Consider the following 25,804-nt stretch of genomic DNA (forward strand, 5'->3'; position numbering starts at 1 on the left):
GGCAAATTTCAATGCGCACGGCTCGCGCAAGTAGCTGTAAAATTAGCGGTATCTAAACAGCGCGCGCCTATTGCGCCGTATCGGGTGCAGATTTATGCTGTGCCACAAGGTTGCACCGTTAAATTTAATAAATAGAGGTTTAGCGTGGATATTAAAACCGTCATAGATTTAGAAAAGCAGCGCAAACAGCTTAAGAAAAGTCGCAAATTTTGGAAAATTTTAAGTTATCTCGTAGCGTTTGCGGTTTTCGGTCCGATGCTTGCGCTCGCATTGATAATCATCTTTCTCGATTTTCCCAAACTCGATCTTGGCGTAGAAAGTTTATTTCTTTTAGCCGCGTCTATTTTGGCAATAATCGGCATGCGGGACGAATTTTACGAGTGGATTTTCGAGCGCAAAACCGAGCGGTTTTTGATGCGTTACAAAGAGCTTTATCTCAAGCCCTATATCGAAAGCCTGGGCTTTTCGTATAAAATGGGCGCGCTTTTTCAGGAAAAAGAGGTAAGGGCAAGCGAGATATTTGACGGATTTGATAGATTTCGCGCGGATGATCTGGTTTGCGCGAACGTGGACGGAGTGGATTTTATGTTTTGCGACATAAGGCTGGAAAAGGATGTTGGCACGGGAATCCCATTTATTTTTAAAAATAATTACGCCACATCTTTCGAAGGACCCTTTTTTGTGGCAAATTTTAATAAAAAAGTCCGCTCCGACGTTTTTGTTTTCTCGGACGTGGCGGCGCCCGCAGGCATAGATTTACCGCCTTCGGGGCTGCCGCGCGGGCTATGGAGCAACCGCAAAATTCCGATAGATAATGCGGATTTCAATGCAAATTTCTCGGTTTACGCAAGCGATACGGTGGCGGCTATGTATATCTTGACGCCTGCGCTGATGGAGAAAATTTTATCTCTTAAACAGCTTGTGAAATCGAACATCTCGCTGAGCTTCAAGCAAAATAAAATTTACATCGCGATAGCTCGCGGCGCCGATAGTTTCGAGCCGAGCTTGGATCAGCCGATACTCAATGCTCGCATCGCAAAGGATATCAAAGCGGATCTGGACGCGATGTTGCAAATCGTAAAAATTCTAAAGTTGAATGAAAAAATTTGGACATCTTAGCCAGGCGCAAGGCGGAGCGAGGCGAGCGAGCGAAATAAGGTGGGACGAAGCGAGTAGATGAAACGAGGCGGGGTAGAGCAAAGCGACTAGATAGAACAAAGCGGGGCAGAATAAGCTGCTCGGGCAAAACACGCGAGTGTCGTGCAAGCGCGATAAAATTTCACGCGGGATTGCGAAATTTTAGTAATGGTATAAAATTCCGCGTGGGATTGCGAATTTTAGTAGCGGGATAGAATTTTGCGCAGGGTTTCGGCAAGATGATGAAATTTCGCGTAGAATTCGACGGGGTTTTACATCGCGGCGAAATCTTATATAGAATTTCGGCGGAATTTTACGAAAAATTAAAATTTGCTTGCTATTGAGAGATTTTTTTGATATACTGCCGTTTCTTTTTGGCCCCGTAACTCAGTTGGTAGAGTGTCACCTTGACATGGTGGAAGTCGTTGGTTCGAGTCCAATCGGGACCACCACTTAAGCTATTTTTAAGTTTAAATCACTTCTTTTTACTTCCTGCTTAAGTTGTTTTAAAATTTTAATCCACTTCATTTTCGCGCACAGCACCTGTCTTAGATTTAGTTATTCCGACATCTTTCATTTTTATTTTAGATATAATTTTTCCAGAAATACTATGAGATCGATTAAGCGATCAATGAGATAAATTTTATCGGCAACCGATTAAATTTAGAAAGGAGTATCGGAGATATATGGGACAGTATGTTATAAAAACATTAGATTACTGCGCAGAAAAGGGGCTGCGGCTACAATGGGAAAAGGACTTCGCGATCTCCGTCAATACTCTTGAAAACGAAGTTACTATAAGGGCGAATAAAAGCGGACTCATATCTCTTGCCAGGCATTTGCTTACTTTAGCGCAAGATTCTGCGCCGAAACATTCGCATATACATCTGGATGAGTATAATTCGCTTGAGGAGGGCTCGGCGGAACTTATAAACCAAAAAGATACCGAGCGATAAAGATAAATTTTTATGCTAAAGGAAGGCGACAATGAGGGAGAAACACATTGTAGAGTTATTATCCTCCGCAATCGAAGGAGACGGGATCATATCCGTAGTATTTAAATTTTTCCATATAGATTGGGGATACACGCTAGAGGAGCTCGATCTAATTATAAATTTTGGTATAAAAAATGGCGATCTCCTTATAGAAGATATGCATGATGAAAACAAGCACTACGACAAAATAGATTGGCGGCTAGATAATGTGTATCAAGAGATCGTTGTGGTAGATATTTACAAATATATGCCATTGCTATTTTCTAAACATCCGACGGTACCGGATCCTTATAAGCAGTTCATTACGGAATGAAATTTGCGTATGACAGCACGGATAAAACTATAAAATTTAAAGGATCGGACAGTATGGCACAAAACGTTATAAATAAAGCAGATCATAACGAAAAGGAGCAGCGCAATGCTAGATAGAATTGCCTCTTTTTTGACAGGCATAATGTGCTTCTTATATCTTATAAATTTTACGGTACATAAACATGTAAAGATAGGCGAGAAATATATTAAATTTGATGATGCGGGTATTTTATGGGCATTGCCCGCAACTGTATTTTTAATAGCGGGTATTTGCTTCTTTTACCTCGCCTTCCGCTCTGAAAAGAGCATAAAAAGATACCCAGAGTATATGTGGTGTGCAGACTGCAGTAAATTTTACCGATACGAGGATGTCAAGGATACGGATCAAATTTGCCCGGACTGCGGCAAAAAGCTTACTGAGTATAATGACGGCGACTACTGGAAAAGAAACGCTCCTCATCAAGGTGCTAAAACTCCGAAGATCAAAAAGCGTAAATTTAAAAAGAGATGAAATTTTGATTTGTTATAGAGGAATATATAAAAATGCTAAATAGAATTTTTGCATTAATCGGCTTTTTTGCTTTTTTCGCATGGGGGCTGACGGCCGCTTTATTGGAAAAAGTCGATATAAAACCCGGCTTTATGGCATCGGTAAAGCTTGAAAGCACATATCTGCGTATCATCATAGGAATTTTATGCTTTGCGACGTGCGCTTTCTTTTTATATCTCGCATTTCGCCCTGAAAAAAGCGTAAAGTATTATCCTAAATTTATACGCTGCAAAGGGTGTCTTAAATTTTATAATTTCTCGGACGTTAAAGATAGGAGCGTTTGCCCTAAGTGCGGAGGCGAACTGCAAGATTATGCCGAGATAGAAAAGTGGAATCAAATAGAAAAGAATAAAAAGCTTGAAAGATATTATAAATTTGAAAAAGAGTGGCTAAAGAAGGTGAGCCATGATAAAAATAATTGATGCGCAAGCAAAATCAAAAAGTCTTAGGAATAAAAAATGAGCGCTAGGATAGGTTTAATACTTTTTGGCGCATTTTAGACGGATATGATTTTAGGGATTGACTAAATTTTAAAATTCCAGCTAGATCCGCTTTGCGAATTTGCCGTTTTAAAAACAAACGCCGCCAAAGAATCTAAATTTAAAACCGAAATTTTACCGCACCCAGCAAAACGCTCGAAATTAAAATTTCATCCAAACTACGCCTAAATTTTAAAAAATATATCTTTAATCTTTGAAATTTATTATTATTTAATCAAGAGAAATTATAATATAGCATTTGCAAATCATTCGCAAAATCTTAATTTTAAATAGGGGAGAGTGATGTTTAAGAAATTTTATCTTTCAAATGCCGCGATCGCGCTAAGTTTGTGCGCTGCATTGCAACTAAACGGAGCCGAAAATAACGCTACGTCCGCAAATATCAGCGCGCCTAGCGCAGGGGCGGTAAATTCCGCAGCTCATAAAAGCGCTTCCGGCGCGAACGCCACAAAGCTGGGCACCATCGTAGTTACCGCGACAGGTTTTGAGGATATGCTTAAAAACGAGGTTCGCAACGTCTCGGTCATCACTGCGGAGGATATGGAAAATCGTGGCTACCGCGATCTGCGCGAAATTTTAGAAAAGGCACCGGGGGTTAGCTTTCACGGCGATACGGTCGATCTGCGCGGACAGGGTCAGAAGGCAAATACCTCCGTAAAGGTCCTTCTTAACGGAGTCGCGCTCAATATGATCGACACGACGCCGACGAGCATTCCGATCGATCTAGTTCCGATCGAAGATATCGAGCGCGTGGAGATCATCCCCGGCGGCGGTAGCGTGCTTTACGGCAGCGGCACCAGCGGCGGCGTGATAAATATCATCACGAAAAAAGGCGCCAGATACCCCTACGCCAATATCTCCACCAAGATCGCATCGTATAATTACAATGATCTAAATTTGGGGCTCGGCGGAGGCGTGAGCGATAATCTGTTTCTAAAAACCGCCGTTAAGGGTTTTAAGCAGCGCGGATACCGCAAGGGCGAGAAAAATACCGGCTACTACGGCTCGCTCGGGATGCATTATAAAATTTCGGACGATCAAAGCATCTCTTTCGATCCGAGTTTTTATCGCGCCAGAACCTATTCCGTGCCTACTCTGGGTCTTGCCGAGCTTAAAGCGGATCGCCGCCAGCAGGGAGGCGAGAGAACCTTTACTAAAAGCACGCGACTAAATTTTGACTTGGATTATGCGGTGAAATTCGGCGATAGATTTGAAGCAAATTTACAGCCTTATTACCAAGATATTAGAATTTTGCAAAAGGGATTTGTGATGAAAGATCGCAAAGAGGGGGCAAATTTAAAAGGCAAGCTCGACTACGACAGCGGCGAGTTCATAGCGGGATATGATTATCTCAAAAACAAGGGCTTCCGCAGGATAAATTTTGATGCCGCGATGAATCCTATGATGAGCCTTTCGCAGCTTACGATCTTTGATATGCAGAAACTTACCCACTCGGTCTATGCTTTAGAAAAGCACAATTTCACCGATCTGTTTTCGCTTAGCGCGGGCGGTCGGTTTGAGCGCGCCGAATACAAAGTAGATCGCGAGGTCTCTACGACGGTGCGTAGGATGGGGCGCATCTTTCATACACAAGAAAGCACACACGTAACGGATGATAAAAACAACTACGCTTTTGAGATTACGCCGAATTTTAATTATTCCAAGGATGGCAACGTCTATTTTAAATTTGAGCGCGGCTATATCTCGCCGGGCCCTAATCAACTCATCGACAAGCTCGGTCGCAACGGCCCTTACGTGCTTAATAACCTTAAATCCGAAACCTTTAAAACCTACGAGATCGGTCTTAAGGATCTTATCTACGGGCAATACGTAAGCGCTACGATCTTTTGGACCGATACGAAAAACGAGATCATAAACGAAACTTTGGGCAGCTCGATCACCGACGGTTGGCTTTTTATTAATATCGACGAGACGCGCCGCAAGGGCGTGGAGCTGTATGCGGAGCAAAGTCTGCTTTCAAATTTAAAGCTCAGCGAGACCTTTTCATACGTCGACGCCAAGATCCAATCCGGTGCGAATAAAGGTAAGCAGGTTCCGTTGGTGGAGCGCTCGAAGTTCGTTTTGGGCGTCGATTACGAGCCGATTAGAAATTTGACGCTGATGAGCGATTTTAAATATTTCTCATCATCGCACGACGCCAACCACGATAGGATCGACTCGCGCACGATCGTGGATCTGGGCGCTGCGTACCGCTTCGCAAGCGGATTTTTGATAAGCGCGGGAGTCAAAAACGTCTTTGACGAGGAGTACAATTACAACCAAAATTTACGCGCAGACGACTATACCCCGGCTCCAGGGCGCAACTACTACGTGGAGTTTAAATACACCTATTAGCGCGCGTTTAAATTTAGGCGGGGTTTTGAGCTGCGGACTTTAAAATTTACGGGCGAAATTTAAAATTTTGCCGCGGCACGCTTTGCCGTCGCGAGATTAAATTTAATAAAAGGAGCGAAGATGAAACCGGACTATAAAAACTGGGTGCCTAAGGGCATGATCGCGTCATTTGCCGCGGGTGCGGGCGTGGCGTTAGTTTTGTTTTTGATTTTCGGTGTTTGCGGTTTGGGTGTTAGTGGTGCGCTAAGAGGCGTGCTAGCTGGGCTTTTCGGCGCAGCGACGCTGGTTTTGATCGGCTTTACGATCTACTGCATCTTTTGGTACCGCGCGTTTGATTACGGCGGCAAGCGTCAGCTTTCGCGCGCGATCGTAGAGGGCACGGCAAAATACGTGGATCTGCCTGAGGGCGGTCGCGGGCTGGACGTAGGCTGCGGCAGCGGCGCGCTAACGATCGCCGTCGCTAAGCGCAACCCGCACGCATCGGTGCTAGGCGTAGATCGCTGGGGCTTTGAGTACGCGTCTTTTAACAAGCAGCTGTGCGAATCCAACGCGCGCGCCGAAGGGGTGCAAAACACTAGCTTTGAGCAGGCCGACGCCACGCAGCTACCCTTTGAGGACGGCAGCTTCGATGCGGTGGCGAGCAACTACGTCTATCACAACATCATGCGCAAGGATCGCCAGGCGCTGCTTTTAGAGACGCTCCGCGTGCTTAAAAAGGGCGGCAGCTTCGCGATCCACGATCTTTTCTCGCGCGGAAACTACGGCGATATGGATGCTTTCATCGCGCATCTCAAGGAACAGGGCTATGAGCGGGTTGAGCTCATAGATACGACGCAGGGGCTTTTTATGGGGCCGCGCGAAGCCAAATGGCTGATGCTAGGCAGTTCAAAGCTTCTGGCGGGTAAAAAATAAAAAGCCTTCGTAATTGCTGCTTTACTATTGCGGACATCTTTTTTAGCTCAGCTATTAATATGTCGTCCAGGACGGCTGAGCTTTTTAAATTTAGCCCAAATCTCGCTCACGACGAAATGTCCGTCCTTACTAAAAGGCTTAACCTCCGGGTCGAAAAACATCTCGCTGCGCGCCCTTTCGCAGTATTTTATATAGTTTGCGTGATAGACTATGCCACCCGCGTCGGTATCTTCGTAGTAGATTCGTATTTTCACTACATTAAACCTCGTGATTCAAAATTTACCTTAAGTTTAATTATTCTTGTAAGACCTTTTATTTCTTTAATAATTGATAATTCCGAAATAAACTTAATTTTTTCACTCAATCTAGCATCTAAAGGTAATTCTGGAAAATCTTTACGCATCAAAGCCTCATTCGCTTGAAAATAAAATCTCCTCCTCATATCATCCATATTTAATACGATATAAAATACTCTTTCATTATTGCTACCAGAACTATCGTTTTCAAAGTATATCCCGCAATCTGCTTCGTTTGTTTCAGAAAAAAGCTTATCAGGGAATTCGTCTTTACTTATAAGATTTATCAAGGCTCCTTTATCATTCGTGGCAAATAAAAAAGTATTTATTTTTGGGATTTCTAGGGCATTATTATGATGAAAACAATCTTTTAACAATTCGGTATATTCATCAATACATATTTCATGACAATCTAAATACTTTTTAATGTACGTTTTTACTTCATTAAAGTTGCAATCGTTTTGTTCTATAGTATTAACTATATTGTTTATTGCTTGTAGCATATTATTTAATACTGGCAATCTAGAATGCGATACTATGTTTATGCCCTGTGCCCAAGCTAGATTAGTGGCCTCTTCATCAAAACCACTTGCAGAGAATATTATGGGAATATCCAAAAATCTATATTTGTCATTTCTTTGTGAAGATATGTAATTTTCAGATATATCCTTGTACGTTCCTATATATTGCCTAATAAAGGATTTATCTACTTTTTTATCCCAAAATTTACACTCTGTTAGCAATCTTATCGGAAAAACAAACGGTATATTTTTAGAATAAATTCCTACAAAATCAATTTGATGATTAGTTCCTCTACCCTCTATTTCCCCATCTTCAGATACTATGTTGCCGTTCAAAATACCAGAACAATCTTTTTTGCATTTTACAAACCCATTTTGTTCTAACCAATATGAAATAAAAATTTCATATAGATATCCACGCATTTGAGCTTTTTTCATACCACAATTCCTATATTAATTTTTATAACAATACTATCACATTGTTCTTTAATTTATTCCACATTAAATAAAACTCATACATATTTCTCAACCTTTTTTACTATTAAACTCTAATATTTTTGCTAAATTTTGTTTAGCTCTTTAAAAAGCTCCGTTAAGCAACTCTTTTACGCTCGGCTTTAATAAATTTCTTTAAAAATTGCGTTTATATTCTAGCAAACATAAATTCTGCCTTTGCCGATGGCTTGTCTATTTGTGAAAGTGGAAAAATTTAGCGTAAAATAATAGAAATATCAAAAAAGTGGTGGTAAAACGAGTAAAATTTTACAAATGCGAGATCGTGTGACAATATGTGCTAGACGAAATAAAAGTTTTATGGGCGAGCAATGTTGTAATCTTGTGGTCTAAGATGGGCCTGGAAGGATGGCTTGCTGCAGGAGGCGTACGAAAATCCGGCGCGGATGTGGTGCAACCGTAGCTCATCAAAGAAGGCTACGGCAAATAGAGGATCGTAAAATTTGGTGACGGTAACCGCAGAGATAAAATTTTATCGGATTACACAGCGATGGAATTTTTAAAATTTTGCCATGGAATTTATCAAAATTTTTGTGAAGTTTAGTCGGCTCATCGGAAGTTTTAAATTTTACAATTTTAAACCTGATATAGACTAAAGCAGCCGTAGTCGGTGCGCACGACCAAATTTTTGTTACCGTTTGAATTCTCAAATTTCGTCTCGCATCGCTTTACGACGTGCTCCAGCTCAAAGCTAAGCGTCAAATTTGCGCTTTTTAGATCAACGATGTGAGCCTTACCATAGCTGATTAGCGCGAGCCGCAAACCGTCCGCGCTAACGCAAAGCTCGTCCGCCTCGGCGCATTCGCCTCGCAGCCATGCGGGCTTAAGTCGCTCGCCGCTTGCAGCGTCAAGGCAAACTAGCTTGCCCGCATAACGCTCCTTACCCAGCACCGAGCCGTCCGCCAAAAAGCAAATTTTATCAAAAATGCCGAAGTCGCCTTTTATCTCGTTTAAAATTTCGCCGTTTAGCGTGCTTAAAATTTTGATCTCGTTTTGCTTGCAGTGAAGCGCCAGCCGCGCGCCGTCATCGCTGATCGCGGCGCAAAGGGTCGGCGTATAGTTTTTCATTTCGGATTTGTACTCGCTAAGAGGCGAAATCTCGCCGCCTCGAAAAGTAAAAATTTGACCGAACATCGCAAACGCCGCCGTATCTTTTGCCGCGCAAACGAAACTCGTAAATTCTTTGCCGTTTTTAAAGCTCAGCCGTTGAGAGAGATCGCTAAATTCGCCGCTTGCTGGATCAAATTTAAAGATAAAATGATCCAGATCCAAAAGCAAAACCTCGCCCGCGCGCTCAGCCTGCCATGCAAGCGGCTTTGGCAAAATAATATCCCCTTTTATCGCGCCTTCCGCGCCCGCAAAGGCTAGCGCGCCCGTGTATCCGCCGCCGATATAGACGTGCGAACTCGCCTCGCCCGCTTTTGCGCCCGCGTTTTGCAGGACGTAGCCTTTCTTTAGGCTCTCCCACTTCTTTTTCACGCAGGCTTTTTGCGCCTCGTCTATACTGGCAAACTCCTTTTGCGTCTGCCTCGTTTTGCCGTTTTGACGCTCTCGCTGAGTAAAATTTGACCCTGCACGCGCAAATTTAGGCGATCGCCGCCGCTTAAATTTATTAAATTTTTCATTTTCGCCCTTGTGAATTAGTTTTAAAAATTATCGCAAAGCGGCGCTTAAAAGCCGCTAAATATCGATAACGCCGAGGTGCGAGAGTAAAATTTTAACCCCGATTAGGATTAAAATCACGCCGCCTAAAACGAGTGCCTTTGAGTGTAGATATTCGCCCGTTAGCTTGCCTGCGTAGCACGCCGCGACGCACAGCGCGAAGCAGACGAGCCCGATGACGCTACAGGCGTAGAGTATGTTTATCTCGCCAAAGGCAAACGTCATGCCCACAGCCATCGCGTCGATGCTGGTAGCGATCGCGCCCAGCACCAGCTCCTTCGTGCTTAGGCGTAGATCTGGCTCGTCCTGCTCGCGATGGGATTCCGCGATCATCTTAATGCCCAAAAACGATAAAATTCCAAACGCGACGAAGTGATCGATTTCTGAGATAAATTTTACGAAATTTATCCCCAAAGCGTAGCCTGCTAGCGGCATTATAAACTGAGCCGCCGCGTAGAAAAATGCGACGCGAGCGATCTGCGCAAATTTAAAATTCGGATATTTCGCGCCGTTTGAGATACTAAGCGCGACGCTGTCCATCGCAAGCGCGAAAGCGATGAGTAAAAGCTCCATATTTAGCCCTTTCGGTATTATAAAAGCGTTGATTATACATTAAAATTTTCGAAATAAAATAATCAATCTTTAATTAGGGAAAAACTTTGCTTAAAAAATTAATCTTTTGTTTATTGCCGCTATTTGCGACTGCTAGCTGGGAAGAGGTCGCCGTAAAGGGACTGGACGTGATGCTTAGTGCGGGCGCGGGCGATAGCGAAAATTTTAAAAACTCACTAAGCACTTTGATAGAGCGTGCTGCAAATGAATACGAACGCACTGGCGTACAGGATTACGAGCTCGATCTGCCTAGCTACATTACCGAGCGCGCGGGCAAAAAAAGCATCGCCGTGCAGAATATGCAAAGGCTGGCGAGCAAGAAGCTAAGTCTTGCCATAGAGCCGATCAAAAAGCTCGTACTAGCTAAAATAAAAGATATGTCCGAAGCCGATACTAAGGCGGTAATGAGCGGCGAGGTGCTATTCAGCCACTATCTGCGCACCAACGCCTTTGATGAAATTTACGAAATCATTCGCCCTTTGGCACGTGAACTAGGAGCCGATGCGAGCTTTGCTAAAAGCTTTAAAAGTGCCGTCGGACGCGAGCCTGGAGATGATTTTAGTAGCGAATTCAGCAGCGCCTTTATCAACGAAAGCTTCGATTTTTTAAGCAAAAACGAAAGGGAGTTTCGCAAAAACTCGGGCGCGATTTTAAACGCCATAAAGACGATCAGATAGGCGCGGCTGCACCAAGATCTCAGCGAAATTTTACTTTAAATTTATGAAAAATTCTATCTCGGAGCTCGCGGAAAATTTTAATTCAAAATCCGCTTTAAATTTCGCGACTCTTTCGCCAAATTTAAAGTCCGCGCAAATTCCGAGCTGCGCTGAAAGCAAAGCTTTAAATTCCGTAAAAGTCTCCACAATAAATCTTCGCGAAAATTCCGCAAGAAATTTCAGACGAAATTTTATATTACATTGTACGAAAAATTTTACTTGCAACGGCGCAAATAGCGCGAGTTCACTAAGCCGTGCTAGCGCCGCGAATGATCCAAATTTAAGCTCCGCAAAAAGCCTCGCCGCCGCCCATACGCGACGCTACGAGAGAAATTTTACATGGATCCTTGCAAATGATCCGGGAGCTGCTCGCACGCCTCGGAGCTTTGAATTTAAAAATTTAAAGGTGCGGAATTTCGCGAAGAAATCTAATTCGGTAGAGAATTCTAGCTCCGCTCGAAGCTTAAATCCCGCGCAGAATTTCGATTTCGCGCAAAGCTCTGATTCTACACAGAGCCCTGCTGCCGCGCAAAATTCTGCCTCTGCACAAAACTGCACGCAAGGCTCAAATCCCGCGCAAAGCCGCACGCAAAACCCCGCTCCGCCTAGCAGGCTGTGGGATCTGGGGCTGCTTTTCGTGGCGATCGTTTGGGGCTGTACCTTCGTGCCGGTTCAGCGTGCGCTGCATAGCGGCGACGTTTTTAGCTTTTTGTTTTGGCGCTTTTTGGCGGCGAGCATTTTTACCTACCTCGCCTGCCTGCGCTTCGGCGTCAAATTTGACCGCGGCACGATAGAGCGGGGTGTGTTTTGCGGGCTGATGTTATTTTGCGATTTTTCGTGCCAGACCATAGCGCTTGATTATGCGCTATCATCGACGGTAGCGTTTATTTTGGGGCTTAACGTCGTCATCGTGCCCTTTTTAATGCTTGCGTTTTTCGGCAAAAAAGTCGGTCCAAGCGCCTTTGGCGGCGCGGTCGTGGCGCTTTTGGGGCTGTATCTTTTAAGCGGAGCAAGCGGCGCGGTGGGATTTGGCATAGGCGAGCGACTGACGCTAGTTTCGGCGTTTGCATACGCGCTTCATATCGTTTTTACGGGCGTCTGCGCGCGCAAAAGCAATCTCTACGGCTTTGTGATCGTGCAGTTTATCTGCGTCTGCGTTTGTGCGCTGATCGCGGCAGTTTTTGTCCCGCACGCGGAATTTGAAGGCGAGATAAAGGTACTTGGAAATTTGATCTTTTCGCCGGACTTCGATTTTGTTTTCGCGCTGGTTTTAACCTCGATCTTTGCCACCGTCGCGGCGTTTGTGATCCAAACAATGGCGCAAAATCGCGGCGTAAGCGAGATAAAAACGGTGCTTATTTTCGCGCTGGAGCCCGTAGGCGCGGGCATAATGGGGTATGCTTTCGGGGAGAAGCTAAGCGCGCTTCAAATTTTAGGCGCGGCGCTGATACTAGCAGGTATCCTGCTTAGCGAGCTGGGCGGGCTTTTAGGCGCGAAGTTTGCTAAAGATCGAGCTTGCGAAAAAGCAGACTGAGGCGACTAGGATTATCGAAGCGCCGCTGGTTAGATTGAGCTTAAAGCTCAAAACAAGCCCCGCCGCGCAAAAAAGCGCCGATAGCCCGCAACTTATCGCCATCATCGAGCCTAAGCTTTTTGAAATTTTTTCGGCGATAAAGGGCGGGATCGTCATTAGCGAGATCACCAAGATTAGCCCCACGATCTGAATCGACGCGACCACCGCGAGGCTCGCCATCACTACGAGGACGTAGTAAAAGACGCTCGTATTTACCCCGCGCAGCAGGGCGAATTCCTTATCGAAGCTGATCGCTAAAAACTGCCTGTAAAAGCATGCTGTAAGCGCCGCAAACGTCGCGCCGCAAATGCCGATGAAGATTAAATTTTCGTGATTTATCGCTAAGATCGAGCCGAATAAAAAGCTCATCAGATCGGATTTGTACCCAGGCGTAAGATCGGCGAAGATTATCCCCAGCGCCATCCCAAACGCCCATATCGCGCCGATTACGGCGTCGAAGCGCTCGGTGTTTCGCAGCGTGACGTAGGCGATGAGCAGCCCCAAAAACAGCGCAAATACGCTAGCTCCCAGCACGGGCGAGATGCCTAAAAATAGCGCGATGCCGATGCCGCCGTATGCGCCGTGCGCGATGCCGCCTGCTATGAAGCTCATGCGATTTATCACGACTAAAGAGCCCACGACGCCGCAGACTATACTGACCAAAAGCCCGCCGAGTAGGGCATTTCGCATGAAATCATAGGATAGAATTTCAGCCATTTTCGCCCTCCTTGCAGCAGCATTCGTTAAGCGCGAGATCGACGGCGCAGAAGTGCCCGTGCTCGCGTCGCAGGTGATCTAAAAATTCCGCTCTGCCCCCCGGATCGATCTCATGAGTATGCGCCGAGCCGTTTGCGACGTAAAGCGCGCGGTTTGCATAGTTTAGCGCAAGCTGCACGTCGTGGCTGATTAGAATTATGCCGCAGCCGCTCTCGTTTAGGGATTTTAAAAGCTCGTAAATTTGGACCTGCCCCATCGTGTCGATGCTCGCTAGCGGCTCATCAAGAAGTAAAATTTTAGCCTTCGCACACAGCGCCCGCGCGATGTAAACGCGCTGTCTTTGTCCGCCGCTAAGCTCGCTGATACGGCAGTCCGCAAGGTCTTGCATGCCTACGCGCCCCAGGGCTTGCATGGCTTGCTCGCGCTCGGATTTGGAGTAGAAGCCTAAAATTTTCTTATCTATCAGCCCCATTAAAACGACTTCGAGCACGCTTATGGGAAAGCTTTTGTTTATCGCGATGAACTGCGGCACGTAGCCCATTTGCGCCCTGGCAAGCGCGGGAGATCTGCCTAAAATTTCGATCGTGCCCGAGCTTGGTCGCAGCAGCCCCAAAAGCAGCTTTAAAAGGGTGCTTTTGCCGCCGCCGTTGGGCCCGAAAATCGCCAGAAAATCGCGCAGCTCGTAGCTTAAGTTTATATCTTTTAAAATTTCGCGTTTTTCGTAAGCAAAGTTTAAATTTCTTATCGTCACGTCCGCCATGAACGCCCTTTCACCTAGATTTTGAAAGCATTTATTATAGCCCAAATTCGGAAAAATTGCCAAATTTTGCTATTATTACAAAAAATTTAAAGGCTAGCGGTGGAGAAAATCGGCGAAAAATCAGATGAAAATAGCTGGGATAAAAAGTCCGAAAGTTACGCGAAATTTAACGGCGAGCTAGGGGATTTCGGCAAGCGGGTATTTGAGATACTGCGCGGTTGGGGCGTGAGCTTTGCGGGCAAAAGCGTGCTCGACGTGGGCGCCGGCACGGGAGTTTACTCGCTGTATCTCGCGTCGCTAGGCGCCAAGATCACGGCGATCGATAGCTCGGAGGGGATGCTGCGCGAGCTAAGGCGCAGCGCGGAGGAGTTTGGCATCCCTTTGCAAAACGTATTAAATTTAAGCTTTGCGGAGTTTTGTGAGCGGCTGAGCCGCGATGGTTTTGCAGATGCGGCGGGCGAAGATTTTAAAATTTATCCGCGCCCGCAAAGTAAAATTTCAAACGTGAAAGCTCAAGAAAGCGCTGCGCGGGCTTTAAATTTGAAAGACGCTATGAGCAAAACCCGCGAGAGCGAAAATTTTAAAATTCCCGTAGTTTTTGATATCGCGTTTCTTACGATGAGCCCTGCGCTAAAAAGCACGGAGGATTTTGAGGCGTTTTTAGCTTTGGGCGAGCGCAAAATTTATCTAAACTGGGCGAGCGAGCGCAATTCATCGATGCTTGCGCCGCTGTTTGAGCGCTTCGGCACAGGAGCTAAAAGACTTGCTACCGCCGCCGAAAAATTTGAGGCGCTACTAAAGGCGCGCGACATCAAGTTTAAAAGCGAAATTTTAACCGAGAGGCGCGAGCAAAAACGCAGTCTGCAAGAAGCTGTGCAAAACGCTGCGTGGCACCTGCATATGGACGGCGCGGAGGCTAGCGAGCGCGAGATCGAGGAGATTTTGAAAAAGTGGGTTAGAGGCGGGATGATAAACGATGAGATCGAAGCGAGTTTTAAGCTGTTTTATATTTAGCCTGGTGCCGCTTTTGGGGCTTTGCGGCAATCTTTTTACGCCGCTTGAGATGCCTAAATATGACCCGCAAAAGGCGCGGCTGGGCGCAAAAATTTTTACCGATGTAAGATTTAGCCGCAAAGGCCGTTCCTGCGAGAGCTGCCACAACTTCTATCTAAATGACTCAGGCGCTTCGGTGCGCGATGGACGCGTGCCTACGCTCATAAATTCTTATTATTTTGATCGCTACTTGGGCGATTATAATTTCGCGGGCTTTGAAGCTCGGATCGCGGTGTCGGTTTTTAGCGAGAATGAACTGGACGCGAGCGAAGATAGAATTTTAGAGCTTATCAGGAAGAATTTAGCCTACAAGCAGGCTTTTGAAAGTGCTTACGGCGAGGCGAATACGGCGAACTTCATTGATGCGCTGAAGGAATTTTTAAAGTCCAAAACGGCGATAAATTCCAAATTTGACCGATTTTTGCGCGGCGAGGTTAAGCTAAATGATGCCGAATATAACGGATATGTGCTTTTTGTGCGGCTGTGTTCGGCATGTCATAACGGCGTTAGCCTAGGCACCGGCAGCTTTACTAAAATTCGCCCAAGCGTAGAAGAGGAGGATGCGCCTAGACACAGGCTCACTTCTGACGGATTTGAGCTGCGCCGCGTGCCTAGCTTGCGCAATATCACGCAAACTGCGCCTTACGTAAACGGGCAGACGGATTTGCGTCTTGCAGTGCGGCAGATCGCGAAGGATCTGCTAAAATACGATCTTAGCGATGGGGAGCTTGATGCTTTGATGAGCTTTTTAGCTACACTTAAGGGCGAGATGACGGAGGCGCAGGATGAAAGATAAGATAATGTGGGCTTTGATGGTGGGGATTATGATATTAGGCATAATCATCGCCGGGAATTATTTCTCGTCGCTAAGAGATGTAGCGAGATTTAGCACGATTTCGCGCGAGCTAGCTTTGATCGATAATGCCGACAACCGCCTAAATATACTATTTGATGCAAAGATCGCAAGAAGGGACTTTTCTATCGCAAATGCTGATATGCGTGGCATCTATCAGGTGCTGCAAGCTCTGCAAAAAGATAAAATCATCGATAAAATCGGACTTAGCAGCGATGTGCGCGCGATCGGAAGCGCTTTTAGCGATAAAATTTCGCTTTTGGACGAGCTTGGGGCTTTAAATTCGCAGAATTTAATCCTTTTTCAAAGCCTGCAGCAAAAATTTTTATCCAGTGGCGCAAATGCACAAAGAGCAAATCTCTACTCTCAAATTTTAGGGCTTAACTATAAAAATCGCTCCGAAATTTCCGCTTTAAAAAGCGCGCTAGAAAGCGCGGATGCGTCAAGCCCAGACGAAGCTGCGTTTATAGGAATCGCGCGGCAAATTTTAAGGAATTTCGAGCGTCAAAATATCATCGTAAGTGATAATCTCTCGTTGCTTAACGAGCGCTTCGCAAGCCTGCGCGAGCGATTTTCTTACGCTAGCGAGGAATTTTACGGCTCGTTTATGCAAATGACGATGCTTTACACGGCGGTGTTTTTGTCGTTTTTACTGCTTACTTACATCATAAATTCCGATGCTTTGCGTAGTAAACGCGCCCTCGCGCCCTATCACGCGCTATGCGAGCAAGCAGGCGAAGCGATAGTTTTAGCAGATCAGAGCTTTAAAATTTTATACGCCAATAAAAGCGCGCTTAGCTTAAGCGGCTACGAACAAAGCGAGCTGCAAGGGAGCGATCTTGGAGTTTTGATGCCCAAAGATAAAGGGATCGAACTTCCTGCGATGGTAAATAAAGGCGCCAAAGATACGCGCCTGCTTCGTAAAAACGGCGAGCTAGCCGATGTGAGCCTAAGGCTATCAAATATCGCAGCTGCATCCAAGCCGCCGCTATATGCGCTTTACGCTCATGACATCGGCGAGCGCGAGATTATGAAGCTAGCTCTTGCGAGCGCAAAGGAGAGCTTAAACAATCAAGTCTATATCGATCATCTTACGGGCCAGGGCAATGAAGCAGCGCTATATGAGCTAATAAACGCCGAAAAAACGGGCGTAGCGATCTACATCACTATCGTAAATTTTGCAAATTTACGGCTTTTTTACAAGGCGGAGACGACGAATGAAATTCTGCGCTCCTTTGCGCGTACGCTTGCGATGTGTATCGAATCGCACGAGATCAAAGCTAGTATCTTTCGCATCCAATCGGATGAGTTTTGCCTATTTTACGAGGGGCTAAATGTCGCGCGCGATGTGGAGATCATAAATAAATATTTCACCGATAAGGTCTTTAATCTCCATACCACCGAGGGCTTTGCCTCCGCGCCTTTAAATATCACGATGGGCGTAAGTGAGCGCGCCGACGTAGCGGGTGGTGCAAATAGGGTCTTTCAGGCGGTCATGGCGATGTATGAGGCGCAGAGCAAAAACGAGCACGTAGGCTTTTACTCGCGCCCAAATGCGATTGAGGAAAAATATTTGCAAAATCAGATTATGATCAACACCATTCAAAACGCGATCAAGAAAAATCAAGTCTTTGTACTCGTCCAGCCGATATTTGATATCACCCACCGAGATCCTAGTGGTAACACATACGGCACCGAGGGCGGCGACTACGTCCCATTAGTATATGAAATTCTAATCCGTCTAATCGACCGCTCGGGAAAGACGCGTTGCCCGGGTGAGTTTATCGACATCGCAAAGCAGACCTCGCTCTACATCCCGCTAACTCAGGTCGTAATAAACGAGGCCTTTCGCTTGCTAGACCGCTTCGCAGGGACTTGCTTTAGCATAAATCTTTCATATTTTGACATCGCAAACGAAGGCATCAAGGAGCTTTTAGAGCGCAAGCTCGCATCCAGTCCAAATGCTTCAAATTTATTTATTGAAATTTTAGAAAGCGAGGAATTCGACGATTACGAGAGCCTACGCAGCTTCATAGCCGTAGCCAAAAACTATGGCTGCAAGGTCGCGATAGACGATTTTGGCAGCGGATACTCCAACTACTATAGAATTTTAACGCTCGACGTGGATTACATAAAGATCGACGGAGCGCTCATCAAAAATATCGCAAACGACAAAAACTCGCGCGCTATCGTCGAAACGATCGCTAACTTCGCGCGCAAGCAGGACTACGAGCTCATCGCCGAATACGTAGAAAACCACGAAATTTCAATTATCTTAGAAGAGATGGGGATTAAATATATGCAGGGCTACTTCTACAGCAAGCCAATGGAGCCTTCGAGGATAAAATTCTAACCTCATCTCGCCGCAGCCTTATAGCTAGCCTTTTAAATTTATGAGCCAAAGATCGCCTCCGTAAAGTAAGAAATTCTGATTTAGCAAGCCGCCGCTTTAATTTATAGGAATTTATCCTGGCAAATACTACGCGGTTTTATCGCAAACTTATGGCGTGCCTTATAGCTAGGATTGCCATAAAAGCTTGCGCGTGGCAAATTAAGTGAGAGCTAAATTTAAAATTTAATAGCGGATTTATGGATAAAATTTTACGAAGTCCAAAATTTTAAAATTTCAAGCCGTAGAATTTTTAAATTTGAAATGCGTTAGCTACAAATTTAGGGCTAAATTTTAAAATTTCGTAGCGATAAAATTTTAAATTCCGCGCCTTAAATCCGCCTGCAAATTTTAAAATTTTATGGCGCGAATTTCGATCCATTCGTTTTATAACATTTCGCGCGAGCTTTGCAAAATAAAAATTTTAACGAGCTTTGCTCTAATTAGCGATAGAGCTTTCAAATGCAGGCGGAATTTTTAAGTGCAAACTTTCCCGCTTCAGCGCAAGAAATGGCTTAGCTTTAGATTTTAGCGCATTAGCTCAAGCAAATTCGCTCTAAGCCTTCATACTCCCCGTATCCTTAAATCTTTGATGCCACGACAGCGCCTCGCTTAGGATGTGCGGAGTATGCCCTGCACAGGGCTGCGCGCAGGCGCGCTCGAAATAATCTCTCAGCGCGTCTTGGTAAATGGGATGTGCGATGCTTATCATCGCGCGAGCCCGCTCACGAGGGCATTTACCACGCAGATCGGCGATGCCGTACTCGGTGATGATGACCTGAGTATCGTGCTCGGTATGATCGACATGGCTTACGAAGGGCACGATAGCGCTAATCGCGCCGTCTTTAGCGAGCGATGGGCTCAAAAACAGCGACAAATATCCGTTACGAGCGAAGTCACCGCTACCGCCGATGCCGTTTTTCATCTGCGAACCCATGACGTTAGTGGAGTTTACATTGCCGTAGATGTCTGCCTCGAGCATGCCATTCATCGATACGACGCCGAGCCTTCTGATAAGCGCTGGCGAGTTGGAGACGTCTTGTGAGCGCAGTATGATGTGCTTGCGGTAGAAATCGATGTTTTTTTGAAATTCCTCGACGCCTGCGGGGCTAAGCGATAGCGCCGTGGCACTTGCAGTGCCTACGACGCCTCTTTTGATGAGATCTAGCATGCCGTCTTGAATCACCTCGGAGTAGCACTGCAGCCCTTGGTAGCCAGCATCTTGTAACGAGCTAAGCACGGCGTTAGCGACGTTGCCGATGCCCGATTGTAGCGGCAGTAGCTTCTTTGCGGGAAGTCTGCCGCAAGCTTCCTCGTTTTTTAAGAATTTTACGACGTTGCGCCCAATCGCACTTGAAATTTCATCCACGGCGGTGAAATTATTGACGCGATCATGCGTCCTAGCCTCTATGACAGCGACTACTTTTGCGGGATCTACATGCATGTAGGGGCTGCCTACGCGATCACCTACATGCTTGATCGGCAGATCCTCGGCATGCGGCGGCAGGCGCAGATCCGTAACATCGTGAATACCCTCCAGCTCAAGCGGCTGATAGTAATTCACTTCTAAAATCACGCGATCGGCGATATCGAGCCAGGCTTGGTTGTTGCCTAGCGATGTAGACGGTACGAGCTCACCGCTTTCTTTAATCGCCACTACTTCGATCACAGCAAAGTTTAAATGTGGAAAAAAGCCCGCCTTAAGCTGCGCGGCAAGGCTTGATAGATGCACGTCCGCGTATCGCACGGCGCCGCTATTTATCGCACGGCGCATATCGGTATCCGTAAAAAACGGCGCGCGAAAGCTCACAGCGCCTGCTTTTGCCAAAACTCCGTCTAAAAGCGGATCGGTCGATGCGCCTGTAAAAATTTCGATTTGATAGGGCTCGCCTTTTTCGTGCAGCGCCGTCGCTCGTTGCGCCAGGGCTTGTGGTAGCGCTAGCGCGCAGCCCGCCCCAACAAAGCCGCTAAAGCCCACCGATGCGCCGTTTGGGATCAGCTCGCAGGCTTTCTCGGCGCTCATAACTTTTGATTTTAGATATTCGTTTTGCACGCGTGAGTTCATTTTCCGTCCTAGCCGTGATTTGGGCGAAATTATAATATTTTTGCGCTAAATTTCAAAATCTAAATTTCGTGCGCGAGCTAGGCTATAGAGCAAAATATGAGGCGCGGTCGGTTGGGATACGCCGCCAAACGCCTCCGATCAGGCTTTTTGCTTCGGCAGTTTGAAATACGCGCTTGCACAAGCGCTCGGTAAATAGGGTTTTAAGCGTGATTGAAGCTTGATTTGATGATCTCGCCGCGATACCATCAAACGTTCATCGCGCGCCAAATTTTGCGGAATTTAGGCGCAAAATTTACGCATAATTTGTGGGCCGCGATATTTAAATTTAAGCTTCCTTTTGCAATTTAATCGCTCACCGCACTTAAATTTAAATCTCCGCCTCGCAATTTTAAAATGGGTGTTTTGAAATTTATCGCTCGTGGCGTTTAAATTCCGCGTCTAGCAAGCCTTGAACCCATATTTGAAATTGCATCGCTTGCGGTGCACGCATTTGCCCGCCACACCTGGGTTTTAATCCGCATTAATTGAAATTCCCTCTGTCTGAAATTCTTACCTCTTCGCACAAGACGGCAGTTTAAAATTTCAAATTTCGCGCTTTTTTGGGAGCGGTTCGACGTAGATACGCAAAATTTTGATATTTTACGCTTGCGAAATTCTAAAAAATTATATCATCATCACGGTTAGATTGCAGATTTTGTTTAAATTCTAGTTCTTAAAATTATAGCTCCAGCCGTTACGCACGATTTGCAATCCAAAGAGCCTTGTTACACAAATTCTAATCTCTGCTGGCCTAAAAATCGATGCCGCTTACGACGCAAATTTAAACGCGTTTTAGAATTTAAAATTTAGTCTGCCTTGTCACCATTTTCGGCCGAGCTTTATAAAATTTCGGTAAATTTTATTTTGCTAAAATTCCCAAAATTCTACCGCCGCAAAATAGGGTGAAATTTTATCTCTGCGGCTTGCCGTCGCCGAATTTTGCGACTATCTCCTCGCTGCAGCTCTCCTTGGGCGCCCAGCCATCGCGCTTCATCCGCGCCAGATTGTCGCACGCCTCCTGCGAGCCGCCTTCGCAAAGCTCGTCGTATATCACGAGACTGCGGCACTGCCCGCTCGCGAAACTCTCCAGCGCCGCGGCATTGCCCAGGCAGGCTCGCTCGCGCAGATCGCTCATCGCGCGCCCACCTGCACCGCCCATTTTATCTCCCTGCTTCCGCTCGGCGAGGGTGGCGAGCTCGCAGGCGTCTGCGAAAAAGCCCTGCGCTTTGAGGCGGTTTCGCACGACGCCGCGACCGCCCAGCTCGTATCTCATCGCCGCTTCGTAGCATGCGGCGGCGTCCTTTTTACCGCACTTTGCTAAAAGCGCGCTAGTTTTTGCGCCGCTAAATTTAAACTCTTTGGCTTTGCCGTCCGCGTTTGCCAAACTAAGCGCCAGCGCCGCCGCCAGCGCAAGTTTTAAAGCTTTCATCTCTGCTCCTTTTTTCGTTTATCTGCCGTCCGCCCCGATTTACTGCTTCATTGCACCACATCCACGAAAATCGCTCATTCGAAGCAGAACGGGGCTGCTACGCGGTGATCGGCGCCTTTAAATGCGGATCGCACGCTCATCTAGGTGCGAGTTGTAAAATTTAAGCTTTCGTGCGGCGAAATTTGCAAAGCGTCCGGCAATCTACGCGGTCTAGCCCTAAAAAGCAATTCTGCGCCGCTCAAAGAAGCGCTTTGCCTCTTCCGTACTAATTTTTCGGTAGTAGATCGAGCACCGCGCAGGCGCGCTTGTTGTGCATTTTGCACGCCCTATCTAGCGCCTGCCCCGAGAGCTCAAAGCTTTGAGAGGTGCCGATTCCTTGGAGATATTTGACCGACAGCTCGTAGCATGCCTCGCTGCTGCCGGCATCGCACTGCTCGCGAAAAAGCTCAAACGACGCCACGACGTCCTTCTCTACGCCCAAGCCGCGCCCTAGCGCATCTGCGTAGAAAAAGCACGAGAGCTGATCTTTGCGCTCGCAGCCGCTTTTCAGACCGCGCGCGACGCGCTCGCAGGAGCCTTCGTCGCTTTTTACGATGCAGCTTTGCAGATCCGCCCGCGAAATTCCGTCCGTTTGGATGACCGCATCGGCACTGCTTTGCGAGCCGGCGCTTGCTTCGCCGCTCTTTAGAAAGTGAGCGTTTTGCGCGGCGGTCTCGCCGATACTCGTTGTTTTGTCTGCTTTGCCCGCCGCAGAAATTTTATCTACTCGCGCGCTCTCGTCGCAGTTTGCTGCAAGGGCGCAAAATAGCGCTAAGAATAGAAATTTTTTCATACCCGCCTCCGTTAAATTTAGCGCCATTTTAATCAAAAATGCTGAATTTAAGAGAAATGCGTTCTACTCCAAATTCCAGCTCCGTGTCGCAATGTGTTTGGAGCGCAAAATTTAAAGCGCGGCGCCGAAGCGATCGATCATAGGCTCTTTAGCGCCGCAAGTACGTTTTGCGCGTCCTGCTCGGGTTCAGCGATGCGACTAAAGCGCTTTATCTCCTTGCCGCCTCGGAAAATCAGGGTTTGGCGGTGGTAAAATTTCTTCCCGTCGCCGGTGGTGAAAGTCTCGAGCCCAAGCGGCGCTTCAAGCTCGAATTTTTCGTCGTTTATAAACTCAAACGTAGCGCCCGTAGCGCGCTTAAACTCGCTCGTGCCCGCCTCGCCCATGCTGCCTACGGCGATAAGCTCGAAGCCGAGGGCTTTTATCTGCGCAAACGCGCTCTCGTAGGCCTTGCACTGAAGCGTGCAGCCAGTAAGGCCCGCTACGCCGCGCAACTCCTCCGGCAAAAATTTGCCGCTGTCGCCCATTTTCGGGTAGGTAAAAACCACGCAATTTTTCGGTAAATTTATCATCTCTCGCCTTTTGATCGAAATAGGTCGCAAAAATAGCATAAAAAATCTTAAACCCGCTTAACGGATGAAATTTTAATAAAATTTAGCGTAAAATAAGGGGTAAAATTTCGGCAAATCAAATTTGGAGTTAAATTTTGGATATTGACAGAGCGATAGAGGAGCTGGCAAAAAAGCAGCAGCAGTGCAAGATAAAATTTCTAAAACCGCTGATTTTATTGCTATGCATCGCAGTTTTTTCCGTCGGCTGGTTTATCCACGGCTTGATCCAAAACGAATACTCCTCCGCCGTGCTGATGTCCGCGATGATCCCGATAATTGCGGTAAGCTGCTTATGGGGGATTTTTGATGATTCCATCGCCAAGTGGGAGTACAACGCCTTTTATAAAAACGCCTTCATTCGCGCCATCATTTCAGATATCGACCCCGCCTTTAGATACGAGCCGCAAAGCGGCATAGACGAAGAAGAGTTCCGCAAAACGGGCATCTATTCGAACAATGAATTCGTAGCTGAGGATCAGATAGACGGCGTGTATAAAGGGGTAAAATTTAGCCTAAGCGAGGCGATAAAAATCTATGAAACGCGAGAATCTATGAGGCTTGTAGAGTTATCCCAAAGATCCAAGAGCGATCTTTCTGCGACTTTTTTGCTATCGGCGATCGCGCTTTGGAACGCTTGGAGGCTCGGCGAATACGTACAGGCCTTTAGCGGCTCGGTTTTGGTGTGCGAGTTTTATAAGAAATTTAAGGGGCAAACCATCATCGCGGACCGCTCGCCAGGCACAAAATTTTTAGGCGATCAGGAGCTGATGGACGACGTGATTTTCGGAGAAGAATTTCGCGTATTCGCAAGCGATAAGATCGAGGCGCGGTATCTTTTGACGCCTAGCTTTATGGGGCGTCTAGGGGCTTTGAAGCTTAGGCTTGCGCCCAATATCGCTCTTAGCGCGGCGTTTATGGACGGCAAATTTTATCTATTTTTAAACGGCGCGAAAAACCGCTTCGAAGCCGCGCTGTTTTCGCCGCGCACTACGCTAAGAGACGCCGAGCGGATAAAGGCTGAGGTTTTACAGCTTCTTGGTATCATTGACGAGCTGCGTTTAAATGAAGGATTTTTTGGCGGCGCAAGCGAGAGCGGCGAGCCCGCAAATAGCCCGCCACCCGGCGGCGAAGAGCTGCAGAGATTGCGCGATAAAGGCTTGAGCTCGCGCGATCGCTGATTTGAATTTTAAAACGCCATCTCGCGGTTTAAAATTTAACGCTTTTAGTAAAATTTCAATTTCATTACCTGCGTCTTTAAATTTAGCGCTTTTTGAAATTCGGCGTCTCTTGAAATTTAATGCGGCGCAAGCGAGCAAATTTTACCGCTTGCGGCAGTAGCTTGAAATTTTAAAATTTGATCTCGCACACGGCAAGATATGTGATGAAATTTTACTCGTTGTTTCCCGCGATCGTTTCGATTAGTTTGCGTTTGTTGCGGCGGTTGTAAAGCACCGACGAAAGGAGCGATAGCGCGATGAATAAGATCCCCACGGTGCCGGTTATGATTTCGCTTACTTCAAATTTCAGCTTGGCAAACATTATAAACGCCAAACACGCGATGGCGTAGTGCGCGCCGTGCTCCAGATACGCGAAGTGCGACAGCGTGCCGCGGGCGATGAGATACAGCGTGATGGAGCGCACGAACATCGCGCCCGCGCCGAGACCTAGCATGATGATGAAGATATTGTCGCTTAGAGCAAACGCCCCGATCACGCCGTCGAAGCTAAAGCTCGCGTCCAGGGTCTCTAAGTATAAAAAGCCCGCAAGGCCGTTTTTTACGCCGTCCGTGCCGAAAAGGCGGTCGAAGCAGGAGATGAGTAGATAGAGTAAGATCGCGCCGAAATACGCCGCGCCGAGCGTAGCCGAGCCCGTTTTAGCAAGCAGCACGAGCCCTGCGGCTAGAGCGATCAGCGTGGGCGCGTTTGGAATGCGCTTTAAAAATCTCACGAGCCCGTTATTTTCGATTATGCCTAGCCAGTGTAGCTCGCGCTGCGCATCGAAGAAAAAATCGCAAAAGACCATCAGCAAAAACGCGCCGCCGAAAACGTAAATTTGCGCTTCGTTCTCGCTTAAAATTTCATGGTAGCGCTGCGGCTGCTTAAGCGCCAGCACGAGGGTTTCCCAAAGTCCAAGATGCGCGCTTGCGGCGACGATTAGCACGGGGAATAAAAATCTCATCCCAAAAACTGCGATCGGAATACCCCAGAGGATAAATCTACTCTGCCACACCGGTGCCATATCTTTTAGCACCTTGGCATTGACTACGGCGTTGTCGAAGCTGAGGCTGATTTCGAGCACGCATAAAAGCACGCAGATGTATGCAGCACCCGCGCCGCCGATGTAAAACGCGATAATTACGGCGATGAAGCTAACCGCAAAAGATGAGTAGAAATACTTCATATAAA

Annotated in this window: 25 protein-coding genes and 1 tRNA gene; 14 read left to right on the forward strand and 12 right to left on the reverse strand. The window is 46.7% G+C overall.

From position 1 onward, the window contains the following. Window positions 1-144: 144 nt before the first annotated feature. The 8 genes from CGRAC_RS10955 to CGRAC_RS10990 all read left to right on the forward strand — a co-directional run bounded on the left by CGRAC_RS10955 (window position 145) and on the right by CGRAC_RS10990 (window position 6,761). A complete protein-coding gene (locus CGRAC_RS10955) occupies window positions 145-1,119 on the forward strand; it encodes a DUF3137 domain-containing protein (protein WP_005872782.1) in 975 nt (324 codons plus the stop codon). Between the two features lie 394 nt (window positions 1,120-1,513). Then, a tRNA-Val gene (locus CGRAC_RS10960) sits at window positions 1,514-1,589 on the forward strand. Between the two features lie 234 nt (window positions 1,590-1,823). Then, entirely contained in the window at window positions 1,824-2,093 is a 270-nt protein-coding gene (locus tag CGRAC_RS10965) for an Imm32 family immunity protein (RefSeq protein ID WP_005872783.1), read from the forward strand. 31 nt (window positions 2,094-2,124) lie between these two features. Further along, on the forward strand, window positions 2,125-2,445 hold the full coding sequence (locus tag CGRAC_RS10970; RefSeq protein ID WP_005872785.1) for a hypothetical protein: 321 nt from the start codon (window positions 2,125-2,127) through the stop codon (window positions 2,443-2,445). 105 nt (window positions 2,446-2,550) lie between these two features. Next, window positions 2,551-2,955 (forward strand): hypothetical protein, encoded by a 405-nt coding sequence (locus CGRAC_RS10975; protein WP_005872789.1) that lies wholly within the window; start codon window positions 2,551-2,553, stop codon window positions 2,953-2,955. 101 nt (window positions 2,956-3,056) lie between these two features. Continuing rightward, window positions 3,057-3,416, forward strand: a complete 360-nt coding sequence (locus CGRAC_RS10980) for a hypothetical protein (RefSeq protein WP_143297829.1) — start codon at window positions 3,057-3,059, stop codon at window positions 3,414-3,416. Between the two features lie 360 nt (window positions 3,417-3,776). Beyond that, window positions 3,777-5,849 (forward strand): TonB-dependent receptor, encoded by a 2,073-nt coding sequence (locus CGRAC_RS10985; protein ID WP_005872795.1) that lies wholly within the window; start codon window positions 3,777-3,779, stop codon window positions 5,847-5,849. Between the two features lie 120 nt (window positions 5,850-5,969). After that, a complete protein-coding gene (locus CGRAC_RS10990) occupies window positions 5,970-6,761 on the forward strand; it encodes a class I SAM-dependent methyltransferase (RefSeq protein ID WP_005872797.1) in 792 nt (263 codons plus the stop codon). A 47-nt stretch (window positions 6,762-6,808) separates the two neighbouring features. Here CGRAC_RS10990 and CGRAC_RS10995 read toward each other — a convergent pair whose 3' ends face one another. From CGRAC_RS10995 to CGRAC_RS11010, 5 genes are all read right to left on the reverse strand, one after another. Beyond that, window positions 6,809-7,015 carry a hotdog domain-containing protein gene (locus tag CGRAC_RS10995; protein WP_005872798.1) on the reverse strand — a complete coding sequence of 69 codons (207 nt, stop codon included), beginning with the start codon at window positions 7,013-7,015 and terminating at the stop codon, window positions 6,809-6,811. Then, complete coding sequence (locus tag CGRAC_RS11000) at window positions 7,015-8,016, reverse strand: hypothetical protein (protein ID WP_005872800.1); 1,002 nt, start codon at window positions 8,014-8,016, stop codon at window positions 7,015-7,017. Before CGRAC_RS11000 ends, CGRAC_RS10995 begins: the two co-directional genes overlap by 1 nt. Before the next feature lie 651 nt (window positions 8,017-8,667). Next, window positions 8,668-9,570, reverse strand: coding sequence for a WD40 repeat domain-containing protein (locus CGRAC_RS11005; protein WP_005872802.1), 903 nt, complete (start codon window positions 9,568-9,570; stop codon window positions 8,668-8,670). A 20-nt stretch (window positions 9,571-9,590) separates the two neighbouring features. After that, entirely contained in the window at window positions 9,591-9,716 is a 126-nt protein-coding gene (locus CGRAC_RS12780; protein ID WP_005872804.1) for a hypothetical protein, read from the reverse strand. Between the two features lie 55 nt (window positions 9,717-9,771). Then, window positions 9,772-10,326: a manganese efflux pump MntP gene (locus CGRAC_RS11010; protein WP_005872806.1), complete on the reverse strand. Its 555-nt coding sequence runs from the start codon at window positions 10,324-10,326 to the stop codon at window positions 9,772-9,774. Window positions 10,327-10,412: 86 nt separating this feature from the next. Here CGRAC_RS11010 and CGRAC_RS11015 point away from each other — a divergent pair, with 86 nt between their 5' ends. Together CGRAC_RS11015 and CGRAC_RS11625 are read left to right on the forward strand one after the other, a co-directional pair. Next, entirely contained in the window at window positions 10,413-11,042 is a 630-nt protein-coding gene (locus CGRAC_RS11015) for a hypothetical protein (RefSeq protein ID WP_005872809.1), read from the forward strand. Window positions 11,043-11,085: 43 nt separating this feature from the next. Beyond that, the gene (locus tag CGRAC_RS11625) at window positions 11,086-12,615 is read left to right on the forward strand and encodes a DMT family transporter (protein WP_005872811.1); all 1,530 of its coding nucleotides are present in this window, start codon (window positions 11,086-11,088) and stop codon (window positions 12,613-12,615) included. Here the strand turns inward: CGRAC_RS11625 and CGRAC_RS11025 are convergent. Continuing rightward, on the reverse strand, window positions 12,568-13,371 hold the full coding sequence (locus tag CGRAC_RS11025) for a metal ABC transporter permease (RefSeq protein WP_005872814.1): 804 nt from the start codon (window positions 13,369-13,371) through the stop codon (window positions 12,568-12,570). The genes CGRAC_RS11625 and CGRAC_RS11025 overlap by 48 nt on opposite strands. Continuing rightward, window positions 13,364-14,131 carry a metal ABC transporter ATP-binding protein gene (locus CGRAC_RS11030; protein ID WP_005872816.1) on the reverse strand — a complete coding sequence of 256 codons (768 nt, stop codon included), beginning with the start codon at window positions 14,129-14,131 and terminating at the stop codon, window positions 13,364-13,366. Before CGRAC_RS11030 ends, CGRAC_RS11025 begins: the two co-directional genes overlap by 8 nt. A 99-nt stretch (window positions 14,132-14,230) precedes the next feature. On the opposite strand from CGRAC_RS11030, the gene CGRAC_RS11035 reads away from it, so the two are divergent. The 3 genes from CGRAC_RS11035 to CGRAC_RS11045 are packed head-to-tail and all read left to right on the forward strand — an operon-like array spanning window position 14,231 to window position 18,390. Further along, window positions 14,231-15,145 (forward strand): class I SAM-dependent methyltransferase, encoded by a 915-nt coding sequence (locus CGRAC_RS11035; RefSeq protein WP_005872818.1) that lies wholly within the window; start codon window positions 14,231-14,233, stop codon window positions 15,143-15,145. Continuing rightward, on the forward strand, window positions 15,108-15,980 hold the full coding sequence (locus tag CGRAC_RS11040) for a cytochrome-c peroxidase (protein ID WP_005872820.1): 873 nt from the start codon (window positions 15,108-15,110) through the stop codon (window positions 15,978-15,980). The genes CGRAC_RS11035 and CGRAC_RS11040 overlap by 38 nt, the downstream gene beginning before the upstream one ends. Then, the gene (locus CGRAC_RS11045; protein ID WP_005872822.1) at window positions 15,970-18,390 is read left to right on the forward strand and encodes an EAL domain-containing protein; all 2,421 of its coding nucleotides are present in this window, start codon (window positions 15,970-15,972) and stop codon (window positions 18,388-18,390) included. Before CGRAC_RS11040 ends, CGRAC_RS11045 begins: the two co-directional genes overlap by 11 nt. A 592-nt stretch (window positions 18,391-18,982) precedes the next feature. On the opposite strand, the gene CGRAC_RS11050 is transcribed toward CGRAC_RS11045, so the two are convergent. The 4 genes from CGRAC_RS11050 to CGRAC_RS11065 all read right to left on the reverse strand — a co-directional run bounded on the left by CGRAC_RS11050 (window position 18,983) and on the right by CGRAC_RS11065 (window position 23,360). Continuing rightward, window positions 18,983-20,491 carry a succinate CoA transferase gene (locus CGRAC_RS11050; RefSeq protein ID WP_005872827.1) on the reverse strand — a complete coding sequence of 503 codons (1,509 nt, stop codon included), beginning with the start codon at window positions 20,489-20,491 and terminating at the stop codon, window positions 18,983-18,985. Window positions 20,492-21,440: 949 nt separating this feature from the next. After that, window positions 21,441-21,959 (reverse strand): hypothetical protein, encoded by a 519-nt coding sequence (locus CGRAC_RS11055; protein ID WP_005872831.1) that lies wholly within the window; start codon window positions 21,957-21,959, stop codon window positions 21,441-21,443. 265 nt (window positions 21,960-22,224) lie between these two features. After that, window positions 22,225-22,791, reverse strand: coding sequence for a tetratricopeptide repeat protein (locus tag CGRAC_RS12645; RefSeq protein WP_227940499.1), 567 nt, complete (start codon window positions 22,789-22,791; stop codon window positions 22,225-22,227). A 137-nt stretch (window positions 22,792-22,928) separates the two neighbouring features. Then, window positions 22,929-23,360 carry a thioredoxin domain-containing protein gene (locus tag CGRAC_RS11065; RefSeq protein ID WP_005872837.1) on the reverse strand — a complete coding sequence of 144 codons (432 nt, stop codon included), beginning with the start codon at window positions 23,358-23,360 and terminating at the stop codon, window positions 22,929-22,931. A gap of 134 nt (window positions 23,361-23,494) precedes the next feature. Between CGRAC_RS11065 and CGRAC_RS11070 the strand changes: the two genes are divergently transcribed. Then, the gene (locus CGRAC_RS11070) at window positions 23,495-24,577 is read left to right on the forward strand and encodes a DUF3137 domain-containing protein (protein ID WP_005872839.1); all 1,083 of its coding nucleotides are present in this window, start codon (window positions 23,495-23,497) and stop codon (window positions 24,575-24,577) included. A 211-nt stretch (window positions 24,578-24,788) separates the two neighbouring features. Here the strand turns inward: CGRAC_RS11070 and CGRAC_RS11075 are convergent, their stop codons facing one another. Then, the gene (locus CGRAC_RS11075) at window positions 24,789-25,799 is read right to left on the reverse strand and encodes a DUF475 domain-containing protein (RefSeq protein WP_005872842.1); all 1,011 of its coding nucleotides are present in this window, start codon (window positions 25,797-25,799) and stop codon (window positions 24,789-24,791) included. Window positions 25,800-25,804: the final 5 nt, after the last annotated feature.

The sequence above is a fragment of the Campylobacter gracilis genome (genome assembly GCF_001190745.1).
In the GTDB taxonomy this organism is placed as follows: Bacteria; Campylobacterota; Campylobacteria; order Campylobacterales; family Campylobacteraceae; genus Campylobacter_B; species Campylobacter_B gracilis.

What these genes read in the sequence shown, in the direction of transcription:
- CGRAC_RS10965 (WP_005872783.1), top strand. Translation starts at nt 1,824, where the DNA reads ATGGGACAGTATGTTATAAAAACATTAGATTACTGCGCAGAAAAGGGG.
- CGRAC_RS10970 (WP_005872785.1), top strand. Translation starts at nt 2,125, where the DNA reads ATGAGGGAGAAACACATTGTAGAGTTATTATCCTCCGCAATCGAAGGA.
- CGRAC_RS10975 (WP_005872789.1), top strand. Translation starts at nt 2,551, where the DNA reads ATGCTAGATAGAATTGCCTCTTTTTTGACAGGCATAATGTGCTTCTTA.
- CGRAC_RS10985 (WP_005872795.1), top strand. Translation starts at nt 3,777, where the DNA reads ATGTTTAAGAAATTTTATCTTTCAAATGCCGCGATCGCGCTAAGTTTG.
- CGRAC_RS10990 (WP_005872797.1), top strand. Translation starts at nt 5,970, where the DNA reads ATGAAACCGGACTATAAAAACTGGGTGCCTAAGGGCATGATCGCGTCA.
- CGRAC_RS11000 (WP_005872800.1), bottom strand. Translation starts at nt 8,016, where the DNA reads ATGAAAAAAGCTCAAATGCGTGGATATCTATATGAAATTTTTATTTCA.
- CGRAC_RS12780 (WP_005872804.1), bottom strand. Translation starts at nt 9,716, where the DNA reads ATGAAAAATTTAATAAATTTAAGCGGCGGCGATCGCCTAAATTTGCGC.
- CGRAC_RS11010 (WP_005872806.1), bottom strand. Translation starts at nt 10,326, where the DNA reads ATGGAGCTTTTACTCATCGCTTTCGCGCTTGCGATGGACAGCGTCGCG.
- CGRAC_RS11625 (WP_005872811.1), top strand. Translation starts at nt 11,086, where the DNA reads ATGAAAAATTCTATCTCGGAGCTCGCGGAAAATTTTAATTCAAAATCC.
- CGRAC_RS11025 (WP_005872814.1), bottom strand. Translation starts at nt 13,371, where the DNA reads ATGGCTGAAATTCTATCCTATGATTTCATGCGAAATGCCCTACTCGGC.
- CGRAC_RS11030 (WP_005872816.1), bottom strand. Translation starts at nt 14,131, where the DNA reads ATGGCGGACGTGACGATAAGAAATTTAAACTTTGCTTACGAAAAACGC.
- CGRAC_RS11040 (WP_005872820.1), top strand. Translation starts at nt 15,108, where the DNA reads ATGAGATCGAAGCGAGTTTTAAGCTGTTTTATATTTAGCCTGGTGCCG.
- CGRAC_RS11045 (WP_005872822.1), top strand. Translation starts at nt 15,970, where the DNA reads ATGAAAGATAAGATAATGTGGGCTTTGATGGTGGGGATTATGATATTA.
- CGRAC_RS11050 (WP_005872827.1), bottom strand. Translation starts at nt 20,491, where the DNA reads ATGAACTCACGCGTGCAAAACGAATATCTAAAATCAAAAGTTATGAGC.
- CGRAC_RS11055 (WP_005872831.1), bottom strand. Translation starts at nt 21,959, where the DNA reads ATGAAAGCTTTAAAACTTGCGCTGGCGGCGGCGCTGGCGCTTAGTTTG.
- CGRAC_RS12645 (WP_227940499.1), bottom strand. Translation starts at nt 22,791, where the DNA reads ATGAAAAAATTTCTATTCTTAGCGCTATTTTGCGCCCTTGCAGCAAAC.
- CGRAC_RS11065 (WP_005872837.1), bottom strand. Translation starts at nt 23,360, where the DNA reads ATGATAAATTTACCGAAAAATTGCGTGGTTTTTACCTACCCGAAAATG.
- CGRAC_RS11075 (WP_005872842.1), bottom strand. Translation starts at nt 25,799, where the DNA reads ATGAAGTATTTCTACTCATCTTTTGCGGTTAGCTTCATCGCCGTAATT.